Here is a 16,385-nt window from a genome sequence, read left to right on the forward strand (position 1 = left end):
TTATTTTTTTATTTTAGTGGTATCTATTTTAAGCGTATTTGCTTTTATTTTAGCTTTACTTTGTAAGATAGAGTCTTTAATTCTTAATTCTTTTTTTACTTCTTCTGATAGGCCACCTAATTTAGCATAACGACTTTGCAAACTTATATTTAAAACTCTAGTCTCTAAATCGGTTCTAGAAATTTTCTTTTTTAAATATTTTTCAATCATCAAACTAGCAATTGGGCCGGCAATAGTTGCTCCAAAACCACCATTTTCAACTAATACAGCAATGGCAATTTTGGGATTGTCTTTTGGCGCAAAAGCAACAAAAATAGAGTGATCTTGCATTTTGGTTCTTACTCCATCTATTTTTGCAAAATTTTCTGCCGTTCCTGTTTTACCACAAATATCAATTCCCTCAACCTTTAAGGCATAAGCGGTACCATGATTATATACATCAAATAAACCTTGAATCATAGGAGGGAAATATTTCCTGTCAATTGTAGTTACGTGTTTTGTCGTAAACTTAGTGTCAATTTTTTCTCCTTTTATCTTTTTAATAATATGAGGCGTATAATAATATCCTTCATTAGCAACTGCAGACATCATATTTGCCAATTGTATAGGAGTCATTAATACTTCTCCTTGACCAATTGCATTCGATATGATGGTAGTTCCTCTCCAACCTCCATTAGGATATATTCTTTTGTACGTTTTAGAACTTGGTATATTTCCTTTTTTCCCAATAGGCAAATCATAGCCCATAAATTGACCTAATCCAAAACTTTTTACATGATTACTCCATACATCTACGGCATAAGCAGGTTTTTTATATTTGGCAATAGTTTTTAGATATACATTAGAGAAATAGGCATTACACGATTTATAAATCCCAACATTTAAACTTCTAGGTCCAAAAATCCCACAGTGGCATCCTTGAAATCGTCCTCTTGCATAAGAGAATCCATGATTACAAACAAAAGTGGTTTCTTCATTAATCACTTCTTCCTGTAATCCAACCAACCCTGTCATGATTTTGAAAGGTGATCCTGGAGGATATTCAGCTAGTAACCCCCTATCGTAAAGAGGTTTAGCAATAGAATCGTAATATAATTTAGTGTAATTTTTTGATTTTTGACGACCTACTAAAATTCCTGGGTCATAAGAAGGAGCGGTTACTAGTGCTAATATTTCGCCTGTCTTAGGTTCAATAGCCACAATTCCACCTCTTTTATTTACCATTAATTCCTCTCCATACTTTTGAATTACTGCATCAATGGTTAAATTGACATCTTCTCCTTGTTTTGCAATGGTATCGTATTTTCCATCTTTGTAAGATCCAATTTCCCGATTAAATTTATCTTTTTGAAAATACTTTACCCCTTTTACTCCCCTAAGAATCTCTTCATAGCTTTGTTCAACTCCTTGTTTTCCAATTAAATCACCACTTTTGTAATAATGATTTTTTTCAATTTGTTTCTCATTGACTTGAGTAATAAATCCAAATATATTCGCTCCAAAATTTACTTCATAATCACGCAAAGCTCTTTTTTGAAAATAGAACCCATCAAATTTTCGAATTTTTTCTTGAAAAGCAGCAAATTCATTTTTATTTAATTGAGATAAGAATACGGAAGGTAGCCTTGGACTATAAACTTTTGCTTTCTCGATTTTTTTTATAAAATCCTCCTTAGTTATATTTAATAATTTACAAAACTCAAGTGTGTCCGTTTTATCAAGTTCTCTAGGAATAACCATGATATCGTATGAAGGTTGATTAGCAACTAACAAAACACCATTTCTATCATAGATATAGCCACGCTCAGGATAATCATATTTGATTTTTATAGCGTTATTCTCTGATTTTAACTTAAAAGAATCATCAATAATTTGCAAGTAAAAAACACGAATGATTAACAAAGAAGCACCAATTATTATCAAAGCTGGCAACAAAACTTTTCTCATCGTTTATTTGGCTTTATGAGGTATATTACAATTATACAAGTTAAAATAGTAAATAGTGTACTTAAAACAGTTCTCAGCAAAACATCTAAAAAGAAAGTGAACTGAAAAGATTCTAAAATCAATAAGGTAAAATTATGAGTTAGTACCGACAATAAAATAAATGTAAAACGTTCAGGTGTCAATACATCATTCAATTTTACAGTTTGATATTCATAACTCAATCCAAAAGAAAATTTAAAAAAATTAGGTCTTAAGTAAGCTAATAGTACACAAGCTGCTGCATGTACACCTCCAGAATTACAAAATAAATCCATAATAATACCAAGAAAAAAACTGGCTAACAATAGATTTGATTTGTTTCCATTTACTGGATAAAGAATAATAAAAAGAATGTAAGGAAATGCACTTACATAACCACCAAAATTCATATTATTAAAAACAAGAATTTGTAAGGCTAATAAAAACACAAAACGAAAAATATTAACTAACAATGTGTTATTCATTTTTATCTTGTTTTTCTAAATTTCTAATTTCTTCACTATTCCCCGATTTTATAACATATACATGACCCAAATTAGTCATATCATTAAATAATTTAACTGTTATAGTGTAATAATGGGTTTTATCATCAATTTCCAATTTATCAATTGTACCGATACCAATATTTTCAGGAAATATTACTGATTGACCTCCTGTTACAATGGTATCCCCTTTTTTTACAGTGGCTAACCTAGGAACATCTATTAACTGTACAAAACCAGTACTTTTACCATTCCAATTTAAAGACCCAAAATGATCCGAATTTTTAATCTTAGCATTTATTTGAGATTTGACATTCAAAATACTAATAACTGTCGAATAATTGGCAGATACATTATCTGTAATACCAACTATACCCAAACTATTAATTACTCCCATATCAGGCGTAATTCCTGACTTAGAACCTGCATTCAATGTTAAAAAATTCTCATATACATTATAAGAGTTATGAATAACTTTACAAACTACAATATCTTCAGGTTTTACCCCTTTTAAACTATCTAAATTTGGAATTTCTGCTGAATCGCGAGTCTTAAACAATAAACTTTTCAAGTTAGCATTTTCTAGTGCCAACTGATCATTTTGCTCCTTTAAGTGAAGATATTCTTCCATGGAATTAATTCTTTCATAGACACCACCACTTAAGAAGTTAGCAGAACTAATTACTTTACTCCTATGAAAGGAATGGGATTGAATCGTAAGGGCCAACGAAATACCCAAAAGCAGCAAAAACAGCAATCTATTACTGTTTTTTATAATAAATGAAAATATTTGCTGCATTGTATAAAATTAAAAATTTAAAAAATGAAATTTAAAAAAATCCAAACCCCAAATTTTATAGTATTAAATTGGGATTTGGCTTAAGCTTTTTTTATTATTTTATAAGAATGTTTTTAAACTTTGTAATATTTTTTAGCGCCATACCTGTCCCTCTTACAACGGCTCTTAATGGATCTTCTGCTATGTAAACGGGTAAGTCTGTTTTTTGAGAAATTCTTTTATCAAGTCCTCTTAACATAGATCCACCGCCAGCAAGATAAATTCCGGTATTATAAATATCGGCTGCTAATTCTGGAGGAGTTTGTGATAATGTTTCCATTACAGCATCTTCTATTCGTTGAATAGATTTGTCCAAAGCTTTTGCAATTTCTCTATACGACACTTCAACCTGTTTTGGTTTTCCTGTCAATAAATCACGTCCTTGAACCGACATGTCTTCTGGAGGAGTCTCCAAATCTTCGATAGCAGCACCAATTTGAATTTTTATTTTTTCAGCAGTACTTTCCCCAACAAATAAGTTGTGTTGTGTACGCATATAGTAAACAATATCATTTGTAAAAACGTCACCAGCAATTTTAACTGATTTGTCACAAACTATTCCACCTAATGCAATTACTGCTATTTCAGTAGTTCCACCACCTATATCAACAATCATATTCCCTTTTGGTTGCATAATATCGATTCCGATACCAATTGCTGCTGCCATAGGCTCATGTATCAAATAGACTTCCTTACCATTTACTCTTTCGCAAGACTCTTTTACTGCTCTCATCTCCACTTCAGTAATTCCAGAAGGGATACAAACCACCATTCTTAATGCTGGAGTGAACATTCTTTTTTTCAATGCAGGTATGCTTTTAATGAACATACTGATCATTTTTTCTGATGCATCAAAATCGGCAATTACACCATCTTTCAAGGGTCTAATTGTTTTAATGTTTTCATGCGTCTTCCCTTGCATCATATTGGCTTCCTTACCAACTGCAATAATTTTGCCTGATATTCGATCACGTGCAACTATAGACGGACTGTCAATTACGACTTTGTCATTGTGTATGATTAAAGTGTTTGCTGTACCAAGGTCTATCGCAATATCCTCGGTCATGAAATCAAAAAATCCCATATGCTTTTTAAGGGTTAAAAAGTTATAAATAATTTACGCACAAAGTTAAACAAATTAATGTTTAAAATGACGTGTTCCTGTAAATACCATCGCAAGATTATTTTCATTGCAATAATTAATGCTCAATTCGTCTTTTATTGATCCTCCTGGCTGAATTACTGCCGTTATTCCAGCTTTCTTTGCAATTTCAACACAATCTGGAAATGGAAAAAAAGCGTCGCTTGCCATAGAAGCTCCTTCTAAGCTGAATCCAAAAACTTTAGCTTTTTCGATAGCTTGCAATAATGCATCTACTCTTGAAGTTTGTCCTGTTCCTGAAGAAATTAACGTGCCGTTTTTAGCAAATACAATGGTATTCGATTTAGTATTTTTACATACTTTAGAAGCAAAAATTAAATCTTCAATTTCTTGCTCCGTAGGCGCTTTTACCGTAACGGTTTTTAAGTCCCCTTTAGTATCCGTGATGTTATTTCTTTCTTGAATCAATAGTCCGTTCAAACATGTTCTAACCTGTTTTTGAGGCAACTCTACTTCATTTTGGATTAAAATAATTCTGTTTTTCTTTTCCTGTAAAATGGCAATTGCTTCTGCATCATAAGACGGAGCGATTACTACTTCACAAAATAATTTGTTGATTTCATTAGCTGTTGCTACATCAATTGTAGTGTTTGCTATCAATACTCCTCCAAATGCAGAAGTAGGATCACAAGCCAAAGCTACATTATAAGCTTCACAAATAGTACTTCTTGTTGCCAATCCACAAGCATTATTATGTTTTAAAATTGCAAAAGTTGGACCGTCTGTTTTAAATTCATTTATTAAATTAACTGCAGCATCTACGTCTAATAAATTATTATAAGATAGTTCTTTACCGTGAACTTTTGTAAACATGGCATCAAAATCTCCAAAGAAAAATCCTTTTTGATGCGGATTTTCTCCATATCGCAATACTTGTCCATTTTCGATACTGGCTTTATAAATAGTTTCATCCGTATTGAAATAATTAAAAATAGCACCATCGTAATGAGAAGAAACATGAAAAGCTTTGGTCGCCAATAATTTTCTATCTGCCAATGTTGTAGCTCCATTTTGAGATGTAATCATATCCAAAAATAAACCGTATTGATCCATAGAAGAAACAATTACAGTGTCTTTAAAGTTTTTTGCGGCAGCGCGAATCAATGAAATACCACCAATATCAATTTTTTCGATAATATCAACTTCACTTGCACCAGAAGCAACTGTTTTTTCAAATGGATATAGATCAACAATTACCAAATCAAGTTGCGGAATATTATATTCTTGCATTTGTTGCACATCACTTTCATTATCTTGACGATTCAAGATCCCTCCAAAAACCTTTGGATGTAACGTTTTCACACGCCCTCCCAAAATTGACGGATATGAAGTAACATCTTCAACTGGGATAACAGGAATTCCTAAATTTTTAATAAATTCCTCAGTACCTCCTGTAGAATAAAAAACCACATTTTGTTTATGCAATTCTCTTACAATTGGTTCAAGGCCTTCTTTTGAAAAAACCGAAATTAATGCGGATTGGATTGTTTTTGTTGTGTTCATCGAGTAGTTATGATTATAAAGTGCAAAAATAGTTTTTTTTGAGAATATAATTCAATAAAAATAATGTAACAATCTCTTAAAATATCACACCTATTGTTAAATGTATTAATTTTAGCTTTTAGAAACCGCCGTGTTGAAATTTCATCCAAATTATAATGACAAAAAGCAGTTCCTGACAACCAAATTTTAAATACTTTTTGGAAGAAATAAAAGTTAATGTTTTACAGTAACACAAATTTAAAAATATGCTAGTTTACCTACGATTATTAAAAGAGAGTTTCGGCTTTGCCATGAATGCACTGAGAAGCAACAAATTAAGAACATTGCTTTCTTTACTGGGAGTAACTATTGGTATATTCTCTATAATAGCAGTACTTGCGGCAGTTGATTCTTTGGATAGAAAAATTTCAAAGGATCTTAGCAGTTTAGATAAAAACACTATTTATTTATTAAAATTTTCATTTGGCCCTTCAGAAATTCCACAATGGAAAAGAGAGCAGTTTCCCAACGTAAAATATTCGGAATATATTTATTTAAAAGGAGCGATGACGCATACCGAACAATTAGGCTATCAAATATTCACCAGAAGAGAAGCTATAAAATTTGAAGCTAATACGGTGAGTGATGTAAATATTGTACCTGTTTCCCACGAATTTATAGACATTCAAGGACTAGAATTTGAAAACGGCAGATTTTATAATGAGTCCGAAGCGAATTCTGGAGCATCCGTTATTGTGCTTGGTGATGATATTGCAAAAAACCTCTTTGGAGACATGGAACCCATTGGCAAAAATGTCCGATTGTATGGCCAAAGATTTACCGTTATTGGTATCTTAAAGAAGCAAGGATCAAGCATATTTGGCGAAAGTGACGATTCTTCTGCTTTTATACCCGTTAATTTTATTCGTAGATTATATGGGGATAATAATCCAAATTTAACGAATGTAATCATATTCAAACCCGAAAAAGGCGTTGATATGGAGGAATATAAAAGTGAAATATCCCAAAAGCTAAGAAATTTTAGAGGATTAAAAGCAGGAGAAATCGACAATTTCTTCATCAATGTTTTTGCTGGGTTTCTTGATCTTATTGATGGTATTATTGGTCAAATGAATGTAGTAGGCTGGATTATCTCTGGTTTTTCATTACTAGTTGGAGGTTTTGGAATTGCCAATATCATGTTTGTGTCCGTAAAAGAACGCACCAATCTTATAGGTATCCAAAAATCATTGGGCGCCAAAAATCGTTTTATATTATTTCAGTTTTTATTTGAAGCCATAATTCTATCCGTACTTGGAGGAATTATTGGTTTGTTTATGGTTTGGATAATTGCATTGATCTTGACCAAAGCATTAGATTTTGAATTTGTTTTGGGTCTTGGAAATATTCTTTTGGGAACTGGCTTAGCCGCTATAATTGGACTTATTTCAGGAATTCTTCCAGCTATTGCAGCCTCCAAACTTGATCCTGTAGAAGCCATTAGAACGGGGATGTAATAGTTCTTTTTTGCTATTTTATTCTATATTTTGAAGACAAGAAATAATTAGGTACTTTTGATAAGGCATTACATTTAATTTAATAAATAAATAAATGAGCTTTATTCTAAAACCTGTTGACACTATCGAGTCTATTAGTAGAGAAGATTTTAAAAAAAACTATTTAGATAAAAGAAAGCCTTTAATTATAAAAGGGCTAACTAAAGATTGGCCAGCCCGTGAAAAATGGACAACCGATTATTTTAAACAAATTGCCGGAGATATTGATGTAAAACTGGTCGATAATTCCAAAGCAGATCCAACCAAAATAATAAATGCTTCTATAACCAGTATGAAATTTGGAAAATACTTGGATTTAATAAAAAGAGAACCTACTGAGTTGCGTATTTTTTTCCTTAACCTATTTAAACAAAGACCTGACTTAATTAATGATATAAAAATCCCCAAAGATTTAATGGGTGGTTTTATTGAAAGTATGCCCGCTATGTTTTTTGGAGGTTCCAGCGCTATCACTTTTTTGCACTATGACATCGATTTACCTCATCTTTTTCATACCCATTTTGGGGGTCGGAAACACATTATTTTGTTTGACTATAAATGGAAAAAAAGACTTTATTGTATTCCAAATACCACTTACGCTTTAGAGGATTACAATGTTTCTAATCCGGATTTCGAAAAATTCCCTGCACTAAAAGGAGTTGAAGGATATGAAGTTTTCTTAGAGCATGGCGACACCTTGTTTATGCCAACTGGAATGTGGCATTGGATGCGCTATATTGATGGCTCCTTTTCATTGACACTTCGTTCCTGGGATAGATCAATAACTCGAAAAATAGCCAGTATCTGGAGTTTATTTATGCATGGCGCAGTGGATAGTGCGATAAAGGTGGTTTTTAAAGAACGTTATGCTAAATGGCGCGAGAAACTGGCATTCAAAATAGCCGAAAAAGAGTTAAAAAATGGCAGGCCAAAAAATTATTCCTAGACACTGCATTAAAACCTACTACTCCTTAATTCTTATTCATACTAAAATAATTATTCCATTATTATAAACCAAAACACGAAATAATTAGTTCCTTGATTATTATTTAATATGGTTTTTACTTTATTTAATTTCTTTATTTAAAATTGTTAGTGCACTTTCATTTATTAAAGATCAAATTTAATAATGTAGTCCAATTTACAATCCATATTAAAAAATTGTTATTTAAAGAAAAGTCAAATCAAAAAAAATCCCGATTGCTCGGGATTTTTAATTTATCTAATATCATTATTTTGAATCAAATCGATATATAAGTTAATCTTATCTTTCAATTCTTTTCTAGGCGTAATAAAGTCCAAGAAACCATGTTCGAGGAGAAACTCGGCTGTTTGAAAGCCTTCAGGTAGATCTTTACCTGTAGTATCCCTTACCACACGTGGACCAGCAAATCCAATTAAGGCTCCAGGCTCAGAGATATTGATATCTCCTAACATAGCATAAGAAGCTGTTGTTCCTCCAGTTGTTGGGTCAGTACAAAGAGAAATATATGGCAATTTAGCTTCTGCTAATTGCGCCAACTTTACTGAAGTCTTTGCTAATTGCATCAAAGAATAAGCCGCTTCCATCATTCTAGCACCTCCCGATTTTGATATCATTACAAAAGGCAGCCTGTTTTTGATGGCATGATCAATTCCTCTAGCGATTTTTTCACCCACAACTGCTCCCATTGAACCTCCAATAAAGGCAAAATCCATACAGCAAATCACCAATTCTCTTCCTTTAGATTTCCCAACAGCAGTTCTAACAGCATCCTTGAGTTGCGTTTTATCCATCACTTCCTTCAAGCGGTCTGCATATTTCTTTGTATCAACAAAATGCAAAGGATCCTTTGAAGTCATGTTTTTATCCAATTCAACAAACACATTATTGTCGAATAAAATATCAAAATAGGCAGCACTTCCAATTCTAACATGGAAACCATCTTCGGGACTTACAAATAGATTACGCGCTAATTCATCAGCATCAATAATTTTACCTGTAGGTGATTTGTACCAAAGTCCTTTTGGAATATCCATTTTGTCTTCGGTTGCCGTAGTAATTCCTTTTTCTTGTCGTTTAAACCAAGCCATTTATATAGTGTTCAGTGTTCAGTAATCAAGTATTCAGTGTTAGTAATTAGCTTTAGTGCTCAATTATCAGTTTTGAGAACTGAACACTAAAAAACTAAAAACTGAACACTTTTTATAGTGTATTCACATTGTTTAAGTCAGCAAATGCTTGCTCAAGTCTTGCATTGAAAGTCATTTCACCTTCACGCAACCATTTTCTTGGATCGTAATATTTTTTGTTTGGAGCATCTGATCCTTCTGGATTTCCAATTTGAGTTTTAAGGTACTCTATGTTATTTACCATAAAATCACGAATTCCTTCAGTAAATGCAAACTGCAAATCAGTATCAATGTTCATTTTTACAACACCATAGCTAATTCCTTCTCTAATTTCCTCTAAAGTAGAACCTGATCCACCATGGAAAACAAAATCTACAGGATTTGGTCCAGTTTTGAATTTATCTTGAACATAATCTTGAGAGTTTTTTAAGATTTTTGGAGTTAATTTTACGTTTCCTGGTTTGTAAACACCGTGAACATTTCCAAAAGAAGCTGCAATTGTAAACTTTGGACTTACTTTTGATAATTCTTCATAAGCATATGAAACTTCAGAAGGTTGCGTGTATAATTTAGAACTGTCTACATCAGAGTTATCAACACCATCTTCTTCACCACCAGTGATTCCAAGTTCGATTTCTAGTGTCATACCCATTTTGCTCATTCTTTCTAAATAACCTTTACATATTTCTATGTTTTCTTCAATCGGTTCTTCAGATAAATCGATCATATGTGAAGAGAATAATGGTTTTCCTGTAGCTGCAAAATGAACTTCAGAAGCATCTAATAAACCATCAATCCATGGTAATAATTTTTTAGCACAGTGGTCAGTGTGCAAAATAACTGTAGCTCCATAAGCTTCAGCTAATGTATGAATATGTTTTGCTCCAGCAATACCACCAGCGATAGCAGCTTTTTCTCCAGCATTTGAAAGTCCTTTTCCTGCATTAAATTGAGCTCCACCATTTGAAAATTGTATGATAACTGGTGCGTTTAATTTTGCAGCAGTTTCTAGAACTCCATTGATAGTGTCTGATCCAATAACATTTACAGCAGGAAGTGCAAAACCTTTTTCTTTTGCATAATTAAAAATTTCTTGTACTTGATCTCCTGTAGCTACTCCGGGTTTAATATTGTGTGCCATTGTAATTTTTTTTTTAAATTGTTTTTTATTAATTTTTCAGATTATAATTTGCAAAAATAAGAATTAATTAGCACTTAGAAAGGGTAATTGATACCAAAATTAAAAACAGAATTTCCAAAATTATATTGAGTAAACCATCTTTCCCTTTTTTCCAAGGCTGGATTGTATGTTTTGAACCCCATGTCAAGTCGAACTGCAAAAAAACCTAAATCATATCGTATACCAAATCCAGTACCTAAAGCCATTTCTTTTAAGTCTTTCAATCCGTCAAAACGAGCCGGATCATAAACAACAGCGTCTAATACATTCCAAATATTTCCAGCATCTGCAAAAAGAGCTCCATTCCATTTTCCAGCAATTAAAAAACGGTATTCTCCACTAATTGCAATTTTCATATTTGCTTCATTAAAATCATTAGAAAATGAACTGCTTCCAGGTCCCAAATTATAAGGCTGCCAGGCACGATTATCATTAGCCCCCCCTGCATAATAACTTTTTGAAAAAGGAACTGTATTTGAGTTCCCATAGGGTATGGCTATGCCAAAAAAGGTTCGAATAGCAAAAACATTTGCTTTATTTACATTCCAGTGTTTTATAAAATCAAATTCTGTTTTTATATATTCGGAATATTCCAAATTAAAAATCTCATAATTATTATTTATATTTTTTGGTAAATTTCCTACTTTTGAAATTAAAGATAAAATGGTACCTGCTGATTCTATTTTAGTTCTAAAAGTATAAAACGAATTGTCCTGCAAATCTTTTTTAGTCGTTTTAGTAAAATTAAAATTTGTGGCAAAAATAAAATCGTTATCCGTAAGTCTTATTCTTTGTTGCTCAACATTAAGAACATTTTGATATTCAGCATCATTTGGCAATAGGCTGGTTTTTAAAGTTAAAACATCATTTGTGAAACCAGTTGTACCACTTTCGATTATCAAATTATTATCACTAGTATAGTCTGGATTTGTATTATAAGTTTGAGCTATGCGATTTAATGCATCATATGAACTTCCATATACATTAAAATAATTTTCAGGATTCAAATTCCGAACAAACTGAAAGTTGAAAAGATCAAATCGAGAGGTTGTGTTTTTTTTAGGTGTCCAATTATACGAAAACGAACCTGTGAAATTCTCCTTATCTAAACCAATATTGGTCTGTTTAGATAAACCTAGACTAAATACCGTTGATGGTATCATGCTCTTGGGTATTAGCCCTTCTGTTTTTATCGGAAATAAAATTCTTGGAAAATTTAGTTTTGCATCTACTCCATATTCTGATACATTAAAAAAACTATTGTTTGAATTAGCAATATCTTTGGAAGCACCAATATTTCCTCTGGCTGAGACTTCTAAAGTTTCGGCTCCATTAAAAATATTTCTAACCGTCTCGGTAACACTACCTGTAATACCAAAATCTTCTATATTGGAATGGGTTAGATCGAAAGCAAAACCAAAACTATATTTTTTTCGTGGAGTTAAATATATTTTAGCGATTAAAGACTGCGCTAATGTGTCTTTTTTATCCACTTCGTATTGAATGGTTGGATAATTAAATATTTTTAAATTATTCAAATATCTTGTTGTCAAAACTGTTCTTGCATCGTTAAAAACACCTCCTTTGGAAAGGAACACTGCATCAGTTATAGCATGAGGTGTGTATTTAATTTTTTCATAAGCATATAAATGAATATTATTGAAAGTCACACTGTCTTTTATAGGCGAATTATGGTTCTCCGATTTATAATCGGTATAAATCTCAATATCACTTATTTTGTAAATTTTAAAAGGTTCTGTCTTTGTAGAATCATTTTCCTGATACGAATAATTTCCCACATTTAAAATTACAGTAGCTTTATCCTTTTTGTTAATGGTATCAATGTCAAAATTTATATAATTGGACTGAAATCGATAGGCTCCATTATTTCTATACAAAGTGGTAATTCTGTTTTTTTCATTCTCAAAATCTTCAGTTTTATATTGCTTTCCAGGGATTATCAATGATTTCGTTGTTTTATAAAGAGAATCTAACACAGGAGTTTGAATGGACGTTCGCAACGAATCGATAAAATAAGGATTACCCGTTGTCAAATAATATTTTAATTGTGCCCTCTTTGGAGCCAAAGAATCAAATTTATAATTTGCATCAACATTAAAATAACCATTATTAAAATAGTAGCTTTTAAGTCTTGTTAATGATTTTTTTGATTTAAGTGTATCTAGAATAACAGGCGCCTCACCAGTCTCTTTCAAAAAATTATGTATTCCAAGATACCAAAACGACTTACGTAGTCCTTCAATTTGCTTTACAGAGAGCCATTTTACTTCCCTATCGTACTTCTTTTTATTATTATAATATTTTAAATTAAAAGTTGAATCAGGGTTTGGATTGGCCAAATTATAAATATTCAAAAACAATCTATAATTTATCAAAGGCACTTTACTGTTGGGTTGCTGATACAATTGATCATATAAAGTTTGATCCTTTAGCAACTTCCCATTCTCAAAAATTTCATTCTTTACAAGAAGCTGTTTTCTAGCAGGCACTCTCTTTTCTGAATTACAACCATAGAAAAAAATAGTAATTAGAATAAATACCGCTATTTTTGCACAATTCTTTTTCTTATTATAAATACTAGATTGCATAAATTGTTCAGCAATACCATTATTTAATTGATAAAAAGAAAAATAGTGATCCATCTGGAAGTGTTATAGAATAATTAATTCAAAAGTACATTTTTTTTATGCTTAGTAAAAACCAAATAAAGCTTATATCCAGTTTACAACAAAAAAAACATCGTTTTATTAATCATTTGTTTTTTGCTGAGGGTATAAAAGTAATTCAAGAATTAGTTAAATCAAATTTTGAATTAGAACATCTTTATACTACTAAAGAAGATTTCAATGAAATACCTTCCCACAAAAGAAGCTTTATTTCAGAAAATGAGTTACATAAAATCAGTGCTTTATCTACACCTAATACCTGTTTGGCAGTATTCAAAATTCCTTTAGAAAGTAAAATTGATGAATCTGGGCTAATTTTAGCTCTTGATGACATAAGAGATCCTGGGAATTTGGGAACCATATTGAGATTGTGTGACTGGTTTGGCATACAACAAATCATTTGTTCTAAAGAAACTGTAGATATTTATAATCAAAAAGTGGTTCAGGCTACAATGGGATCAATTGCAAGAGTAAAAGTTAATTATGTTGATTTAGAAGCATTTTTATCAAAGTCAACTTTACCTATATTTGGAACTTTTATGGAAGGAGAAAATATATACAAAACTGAGCTGCCTCAAGAAGGCATTATTGTCATGGGAAATGAAGCGAATGGAATTTCTGAAATTATAGAAAAATTAACAACTAATAAAATTACTATCCCGCGATTTGGAGACATTCAAATGACCGAAAGTTTAAACGTAGCTACCGCAACTTCGATAATCTTAAGTGAATTTAGACGGCAAAATTTAAAATAAAAAATTGATTTACTAATGAAATGTAAAATTTATTAATACCCCTCTAGATTTCATAGCATCAATATTGCCTGTCCAAGGACTATTAGGATCTTTATCTCTGATTAATTCATCCGAAATTCCAAATTGTCCCCTAATAGAAGGAGAAAATATAAAATATTCTGAAAAAATATCAATTCCAAAACCCACTTCATAGTTGGTAGTCCAAGATTTTACTCTAAAACGCTCTTCGAGATTGTCGTCCAACGATTTGGCATTACTTGATAAATTTAAATTAGCTGACACACCTCCTAATAAATAAGGACGAACATTTCCAGTACGAAGAGCGGAAAACTTCAATAATAACGGAAAATTAATATAAGTACTATTTATTTCTCTAATTGCGTCACTTGAATTATTAAAGCCAATACTAGGTGGGTAATGCAACGTTCTAAAAGCAACGTAAAGACCGGGTTCAAAACGCAAGTCTATATATTCGTGCAATCTTAAATTGGTTACCAGTCCTACATTGAAACCTCCCGATTTGTCCGTTTGTATATCAGATGAATACCTTGGATCGGTTTCCATTACTTTATAATCTATTTTAAAATCATACGAGTTAAATCCTAAAAAAAAACCAAAATAGACTCTTTTCATTTGGTAATTTTCTAGGTTTATAATTGGATTCTTACTGAAAATTCCGTCCGAGTTTTGTGCACTTCCTTTTATGACGATGCTTAATAGAAATAGGACAATTAATTTTTTCATATCTACGCTGAAGGTTTTCGGTATTATTTTTTAGAGGCAGTGTAAATTGTGGCCACTCCAAAAGTTTGAGGCAAAGCTACTACATCAATAAACCCAGTTTTTCTCAAAATATTGTTTAATGCTTCTCCATATGGAAAAGAAGCTGCTGATTCTGACAAATAACCATAAGCAACATCATCTTTTGAAAACAATTTTCCAATAATCGGTAAAATATTTTTACTGTAAAAATTATATCCTTGCTTATAGGGCGTTTTGTCTGGAACAGATGTTTCTAGGATAACAAAAATTCCACCAGGTTTTAAAACTCTTAAGATTTCTAATAGGCCTGTTTCTAAATGCTCAAAATTTCGAACCCCAAAAGCGACTGTTATAGCATCAAAAAAATTATCTTCGAAAGGCATACTTTCAGAATCACCCAAAACCATTTCAATTTTATTGGATAGATTTTTATCTGCAATTTTTTTTACTCCAATTTCAAGCATTCCTGCAGAAATATCTAAACCAATTATTTTTTCAGCTTTGGTTTTTGTCATCAAAATTGCAAGGTCTCCAGTCCCTGTAGCAATATCAAGAATAGTTTTTGGATTATTTTGCGCAACCAATTGTAACACTTTTTTTCTCCATTTAACATCTATTCCAAATGATATAACACGGTTTAGATTGTCATAATTTCCGGATATATTGTCAAACATTGTTGCTACTTGCTCTTTTTTAGTAAGTGTCGAATTTTTATAAGGTGTGATTTGCTTTGGCATTTTTATAATTTGTACAAATATAACATAATCTTAAGGAAGAATAAATGTGTTTTTTAAATTGATAAATTAATTTTAGATAAAACGCAAAATTTATCAATATAAGAGGTGATTTATTTGTTTTTAGCTAAGTCAAAAAATCTAAAATTCATAAAAAAGCAGCATCATCTAGCTCAACCCCTTGTATTTACTGGAAAATATTGATTTTATATAAAATGAAAAAAAAATGAAATATCACCAAAAGTGGGTATTGTGAGTACTGATTTTAATACTGATGTTTGTACTTTAAAATTTAGATATTTTATGAATGATTAGTAGGGAAGTAATGACCCAAATCAAATGGATATTTTTTGCGCTATTTATCTCGTTTGTTCTTGTATTTTTTTTTGAAGGTACTATTGTAAATGGTAGTATCCTGTTTAAAGCGCAAAATACGTTCTTAGGATTAAATTTGTTTTTGGAAATTTTAATTTTCTTTGCCTTTAGTACCTTTGTGGTATTTGGTACTAAAGGCTTTTTTGAGTTGTACTCTCAAAAATTATCAAATACGATTGTCTTCTTTTCTGGAGTAGTTTTGATATTTGTGATTTGTATATTATGTTATCAAATTTTAGTACAAGAATAGGTCATTCCTCTAATCGTTTTAACA

General features: G+C 31.4%; 13 protein-coding genes. 3 read left to right on the forward strand and 10 right to left on the reverse strand.

All coding sequences use genetic code 11. From position 1 onward, the window contains the following. From mrdA to purH, 5 genes are all read right to left on the reverse strand, one after another. Positions 1–1,947: a penicillin-binding protein 2 gene (gene mrdA, locus OZP06_RS05190; RefSeq protein WP_269223951.1), complete on the reverse strand. Its 1,947-nt coding sequence runs from the start codon at positions 1,945–1,947 to the stop codon at positions 1–3. Continuing rightward, positions 1,944–2,450, reverse strand: a complete 507-nt coding sequence (locus OZP06_RS05195) for a rod shape-determining protein MreD (protein ID WP_281238720.1) — start codon at positions 2,448–2,450, stop codon at positions 1,944–1,946. Before OZP06_RS05195 ends, mrdA begins: the two co-directional genes overlap by 4 nt. Next, a complete protein-coding gene (gene mreC, locus OZP06_RS05200) occupies positions 2,443–3,267 on the reverse strand; it encodes a rod shape-determining protein MreC (protein WP_269223952.1) in 825 nt (274 codons plus the stop codon). The genes OZP06_RS05195 and mreC overlap by 8 nt, the downstream gene beginning before the upstream one ends. Positions 3,268–3,361: 94 nt before the next feature. Further along, positions 3,362–4,390: a rod shape-determining protein gene (locus OZP06_RS05205; protein ID WP_100433056.1), complete on the reverse strand. Its 1,029-nt coding sequence runs from the start codon at positions 4,388–4,390 to the stop codon at positions 3,362–3,364. A gap of 54 nt (positions 4,391–4,444) precedes the next feature. Beyond that, positions 4,445–5,971, reverse strand: a complete 1,527-nt coding sequence (purH, locus tag OZP06_RS05210) for a bifunctional phosphoribosylaminoimidazolecarboxamide formyltransferase/IMP cyclohydrolase (protein WP_281324316.1) — start codon at positions 5,969–5,971, stop codon at positions 4,445–4,447. Positions 5,972–6,216: 245 nt separating this feature from the next. Here purH and OZP06_RS05215 point away from each other — a divergent pair, with 245 nt between their 5' ends. Further along, on the forward strand, positions 6,217–7,467 hold the full coding sequence (locus OZP06_RS05215) for an ABC transporter permease (protein ID WP_269223953.1): 1,251 nt from the start codon (positions 6,217–6,219) through the stop codon (positions 7,465–7,467). 94 nt (positions 7,468–7,561) lie between these two features. Further along, positions 7,562–8,452, forward strand: coding sequence for a cupin-like domain-containing protein (locus OZP06_RS05220; protein ID WP_281324317.1), 891 nt, complete (start codon positions 7,562–7,564; stop codon positions 8,450–8,452). Positions 8,453–8,724: 272 nt separating this feature from the next. Here the strand turns inward: OZP06_RS05220 and accD are convergent, their stop codons facing one another. The 3 genes from accD to OZP06_RS05235 all read right to left on the reverse strand — a co-directional run bounded on the left by accD (position 8,725) and on the right by OZP06_RS05235 (position 13,461). Then, positions 8,725–9,579, reverse strand: a complete 855-nt coding sequence (gene accD / locus OZP06_RS05225) for an acetyl-CoA carboxylase, carboxyltransferase subunit beta (RefSeq protein WP_269223955.1) — start codon at positions 9,577–9,579, stop codon at positions 8,725–8,727. Positions 9,580–9,691: 112 nt separating this feature from the next. Then, entirely contained in the window at positions 9,692–10,759 is a 1,068-nt protein-coding gene (gene fbaA / locus OZP06_RS05230; protein WP_269223956.1) for a class II fructose-bisphosphate aldolase, read from the reverse strand. Between the two features lie 74 nt (positions 10,760–10,833). Beyond that, positions 10,834–13,461: a BamA/TamA family outer membrane protein gene (locus OZP06_RS05235; RefSeq protein ID WP_348651440.1), complete on the reverse strand. Its 2,628-nt coding sequence runs from the start codon at positions 13,459–13,461 to the stop codon at positions 10,834–10,836. A gap of 44 nt (positions 13,462–13,505) precedes the next feature. On the opposite strand from OZP06_RS05235, the gene OZP06_RS05240 reads away from it, so the two are divergent. Then, complete coding sequence (locus tag OZP06_RS05240; RefSeq protein WP_269223957.1) at positions 13,506–14,240, forward strand: RNA methyltransferase; 735 nt, start codon at positions 13,506–13,508, stop codon at positions 14,238–14,240. Between the two features lie 12 nt (positions 14,241–14,252). On the opposite strand, the gene OZP06_RS05245 is transcribed toward OZP06_RS05240, so the two are convergent. Continuing rightward, positions 14,253–14,984: a porin family protein gene (locus OZP06_RS05245; RefSeq protein WP_269223958.1), complete on the reverse strand. Its 732-nt coding sequence runs from the start codon at positions 14,982–14,984 to the stop codon at positions 14,253–14,255. A 23-nt stretch (positions 14,985–15,007) separates the two neighbouring features. After that, positions 15,008–15,739: a bifunctional demethylmenaquinone methyltransferase/2-methoxy-6-polyprenyl-1,4-benzoquinol methylase UbiE gene (ubiE, locus tag OZP06_RS05250; RefSeq protein ID WP_281238713.1), complete on the reverse strand. Its 732-nt coding sequence runs from the start codon at positions 15,737–15,739 to the stop codon at positions 15,008–15,010. Positions 15,740–16,385 lie beyond the last annotated feature (646 nt).

This window comes from Flavobacterium sp. IMCC34518, assembly GCF_027111095.2.
GTDB classification, from domain to species: Bacteria; Bacteroidota; Bacteroidia; order Flavobacteriales; family Flavobacteriaceae; genus Flavobacterium; species Flavobacterium praedii.

Bases quoted from the DNA above. Each gene is read 5' to 3' on its own strand.
- OZP06_RS05195 (WP_281238720.1), bottom strand. From the start codon at position 2,450: ATGAATAACACATTGTTAGTTAATATTTTTCGTTTTGTGTTTTTATTA.
- ubiE (WP_281238713.1), bottom strand. From the start codon at position 15,739: ATGCCAAAGCAAATCACACCTTATAAAAATTCGACACTTACTAAAAAA.
- OZP06_RS05240 (WP_269223957.1), top strand. From the start codon at position 13,506: ATGCTTAGTAAAAACCAAATAAAGCTTATATCCAGTTTACAACAAAAA.
- purH (WP_281324316.1), bottom strand. From the start codon at position 5,971: ATGAACACAACAAAAACAATCCAATCCGCATTAATTTCGGTTTTTTCA.
- accD (WP_269223955.1), bottom strand. From the start codon at position 9,579: ATGGCTTGGTTTAAACGACAAGAAAAAGGAATTACTACGGCAACCGAA.
- OZP06_RS05245 (WP_269223958.1), bottom strand. From the start codon at position 14,984: ATGAAAAAATTAATTGTCCTATTTCTATTAAGCATCGTCATAAAAGGA.
- OZP06_RS05220 (WP_281324317.1), top strand. From the start codon at position 7,562: ATGAGCTTTATTCTAAAACCTGTTGACACTATCGAGTCTATTAGTAGA.
- mrdA (WP_269223951.1), bottom strand. From the start codon at position 1,947: ATGAGAAAAGTTTTGTTGCCAGCTTTGATAATAATTGGTGCTTCTTTG.
- fbaA (WP_269223956.1), bottom strand. From the start codon at position 10,759: ATGGCACACAATATTAAACCCGGAGTAGCTACAGGAGATCAAGTACAA.
- OZP06_RS05205 (WP_100433056.1), bottom strand. From the start codon at position 4,390: ATGGGATTTTTTGATTTCATGACCGAGGATATTGCGATAGACCTTGGT.
- OZP06_RS05215 (WP_269223953.1), top strand. From the start codon at position 6,217: ATGCTAGTTTACCTACGATTATTAAAAGAGAGTTTCGGCTTTGCCATG.
- OZP06_RS05235 (WP_348651440.1), bottom strand. From the start codon at position 13,461: ATGGATCACTATTTTTCTTTTTATCAATTAAATAATGGTATTGCTGAA.
- mreC (WP_269223952.1), bottom strand. From the start codon at position 3,267: ATGCAGCAAATATTTTCATTTATTATAAAAAACAGTAATAGATTGCTG.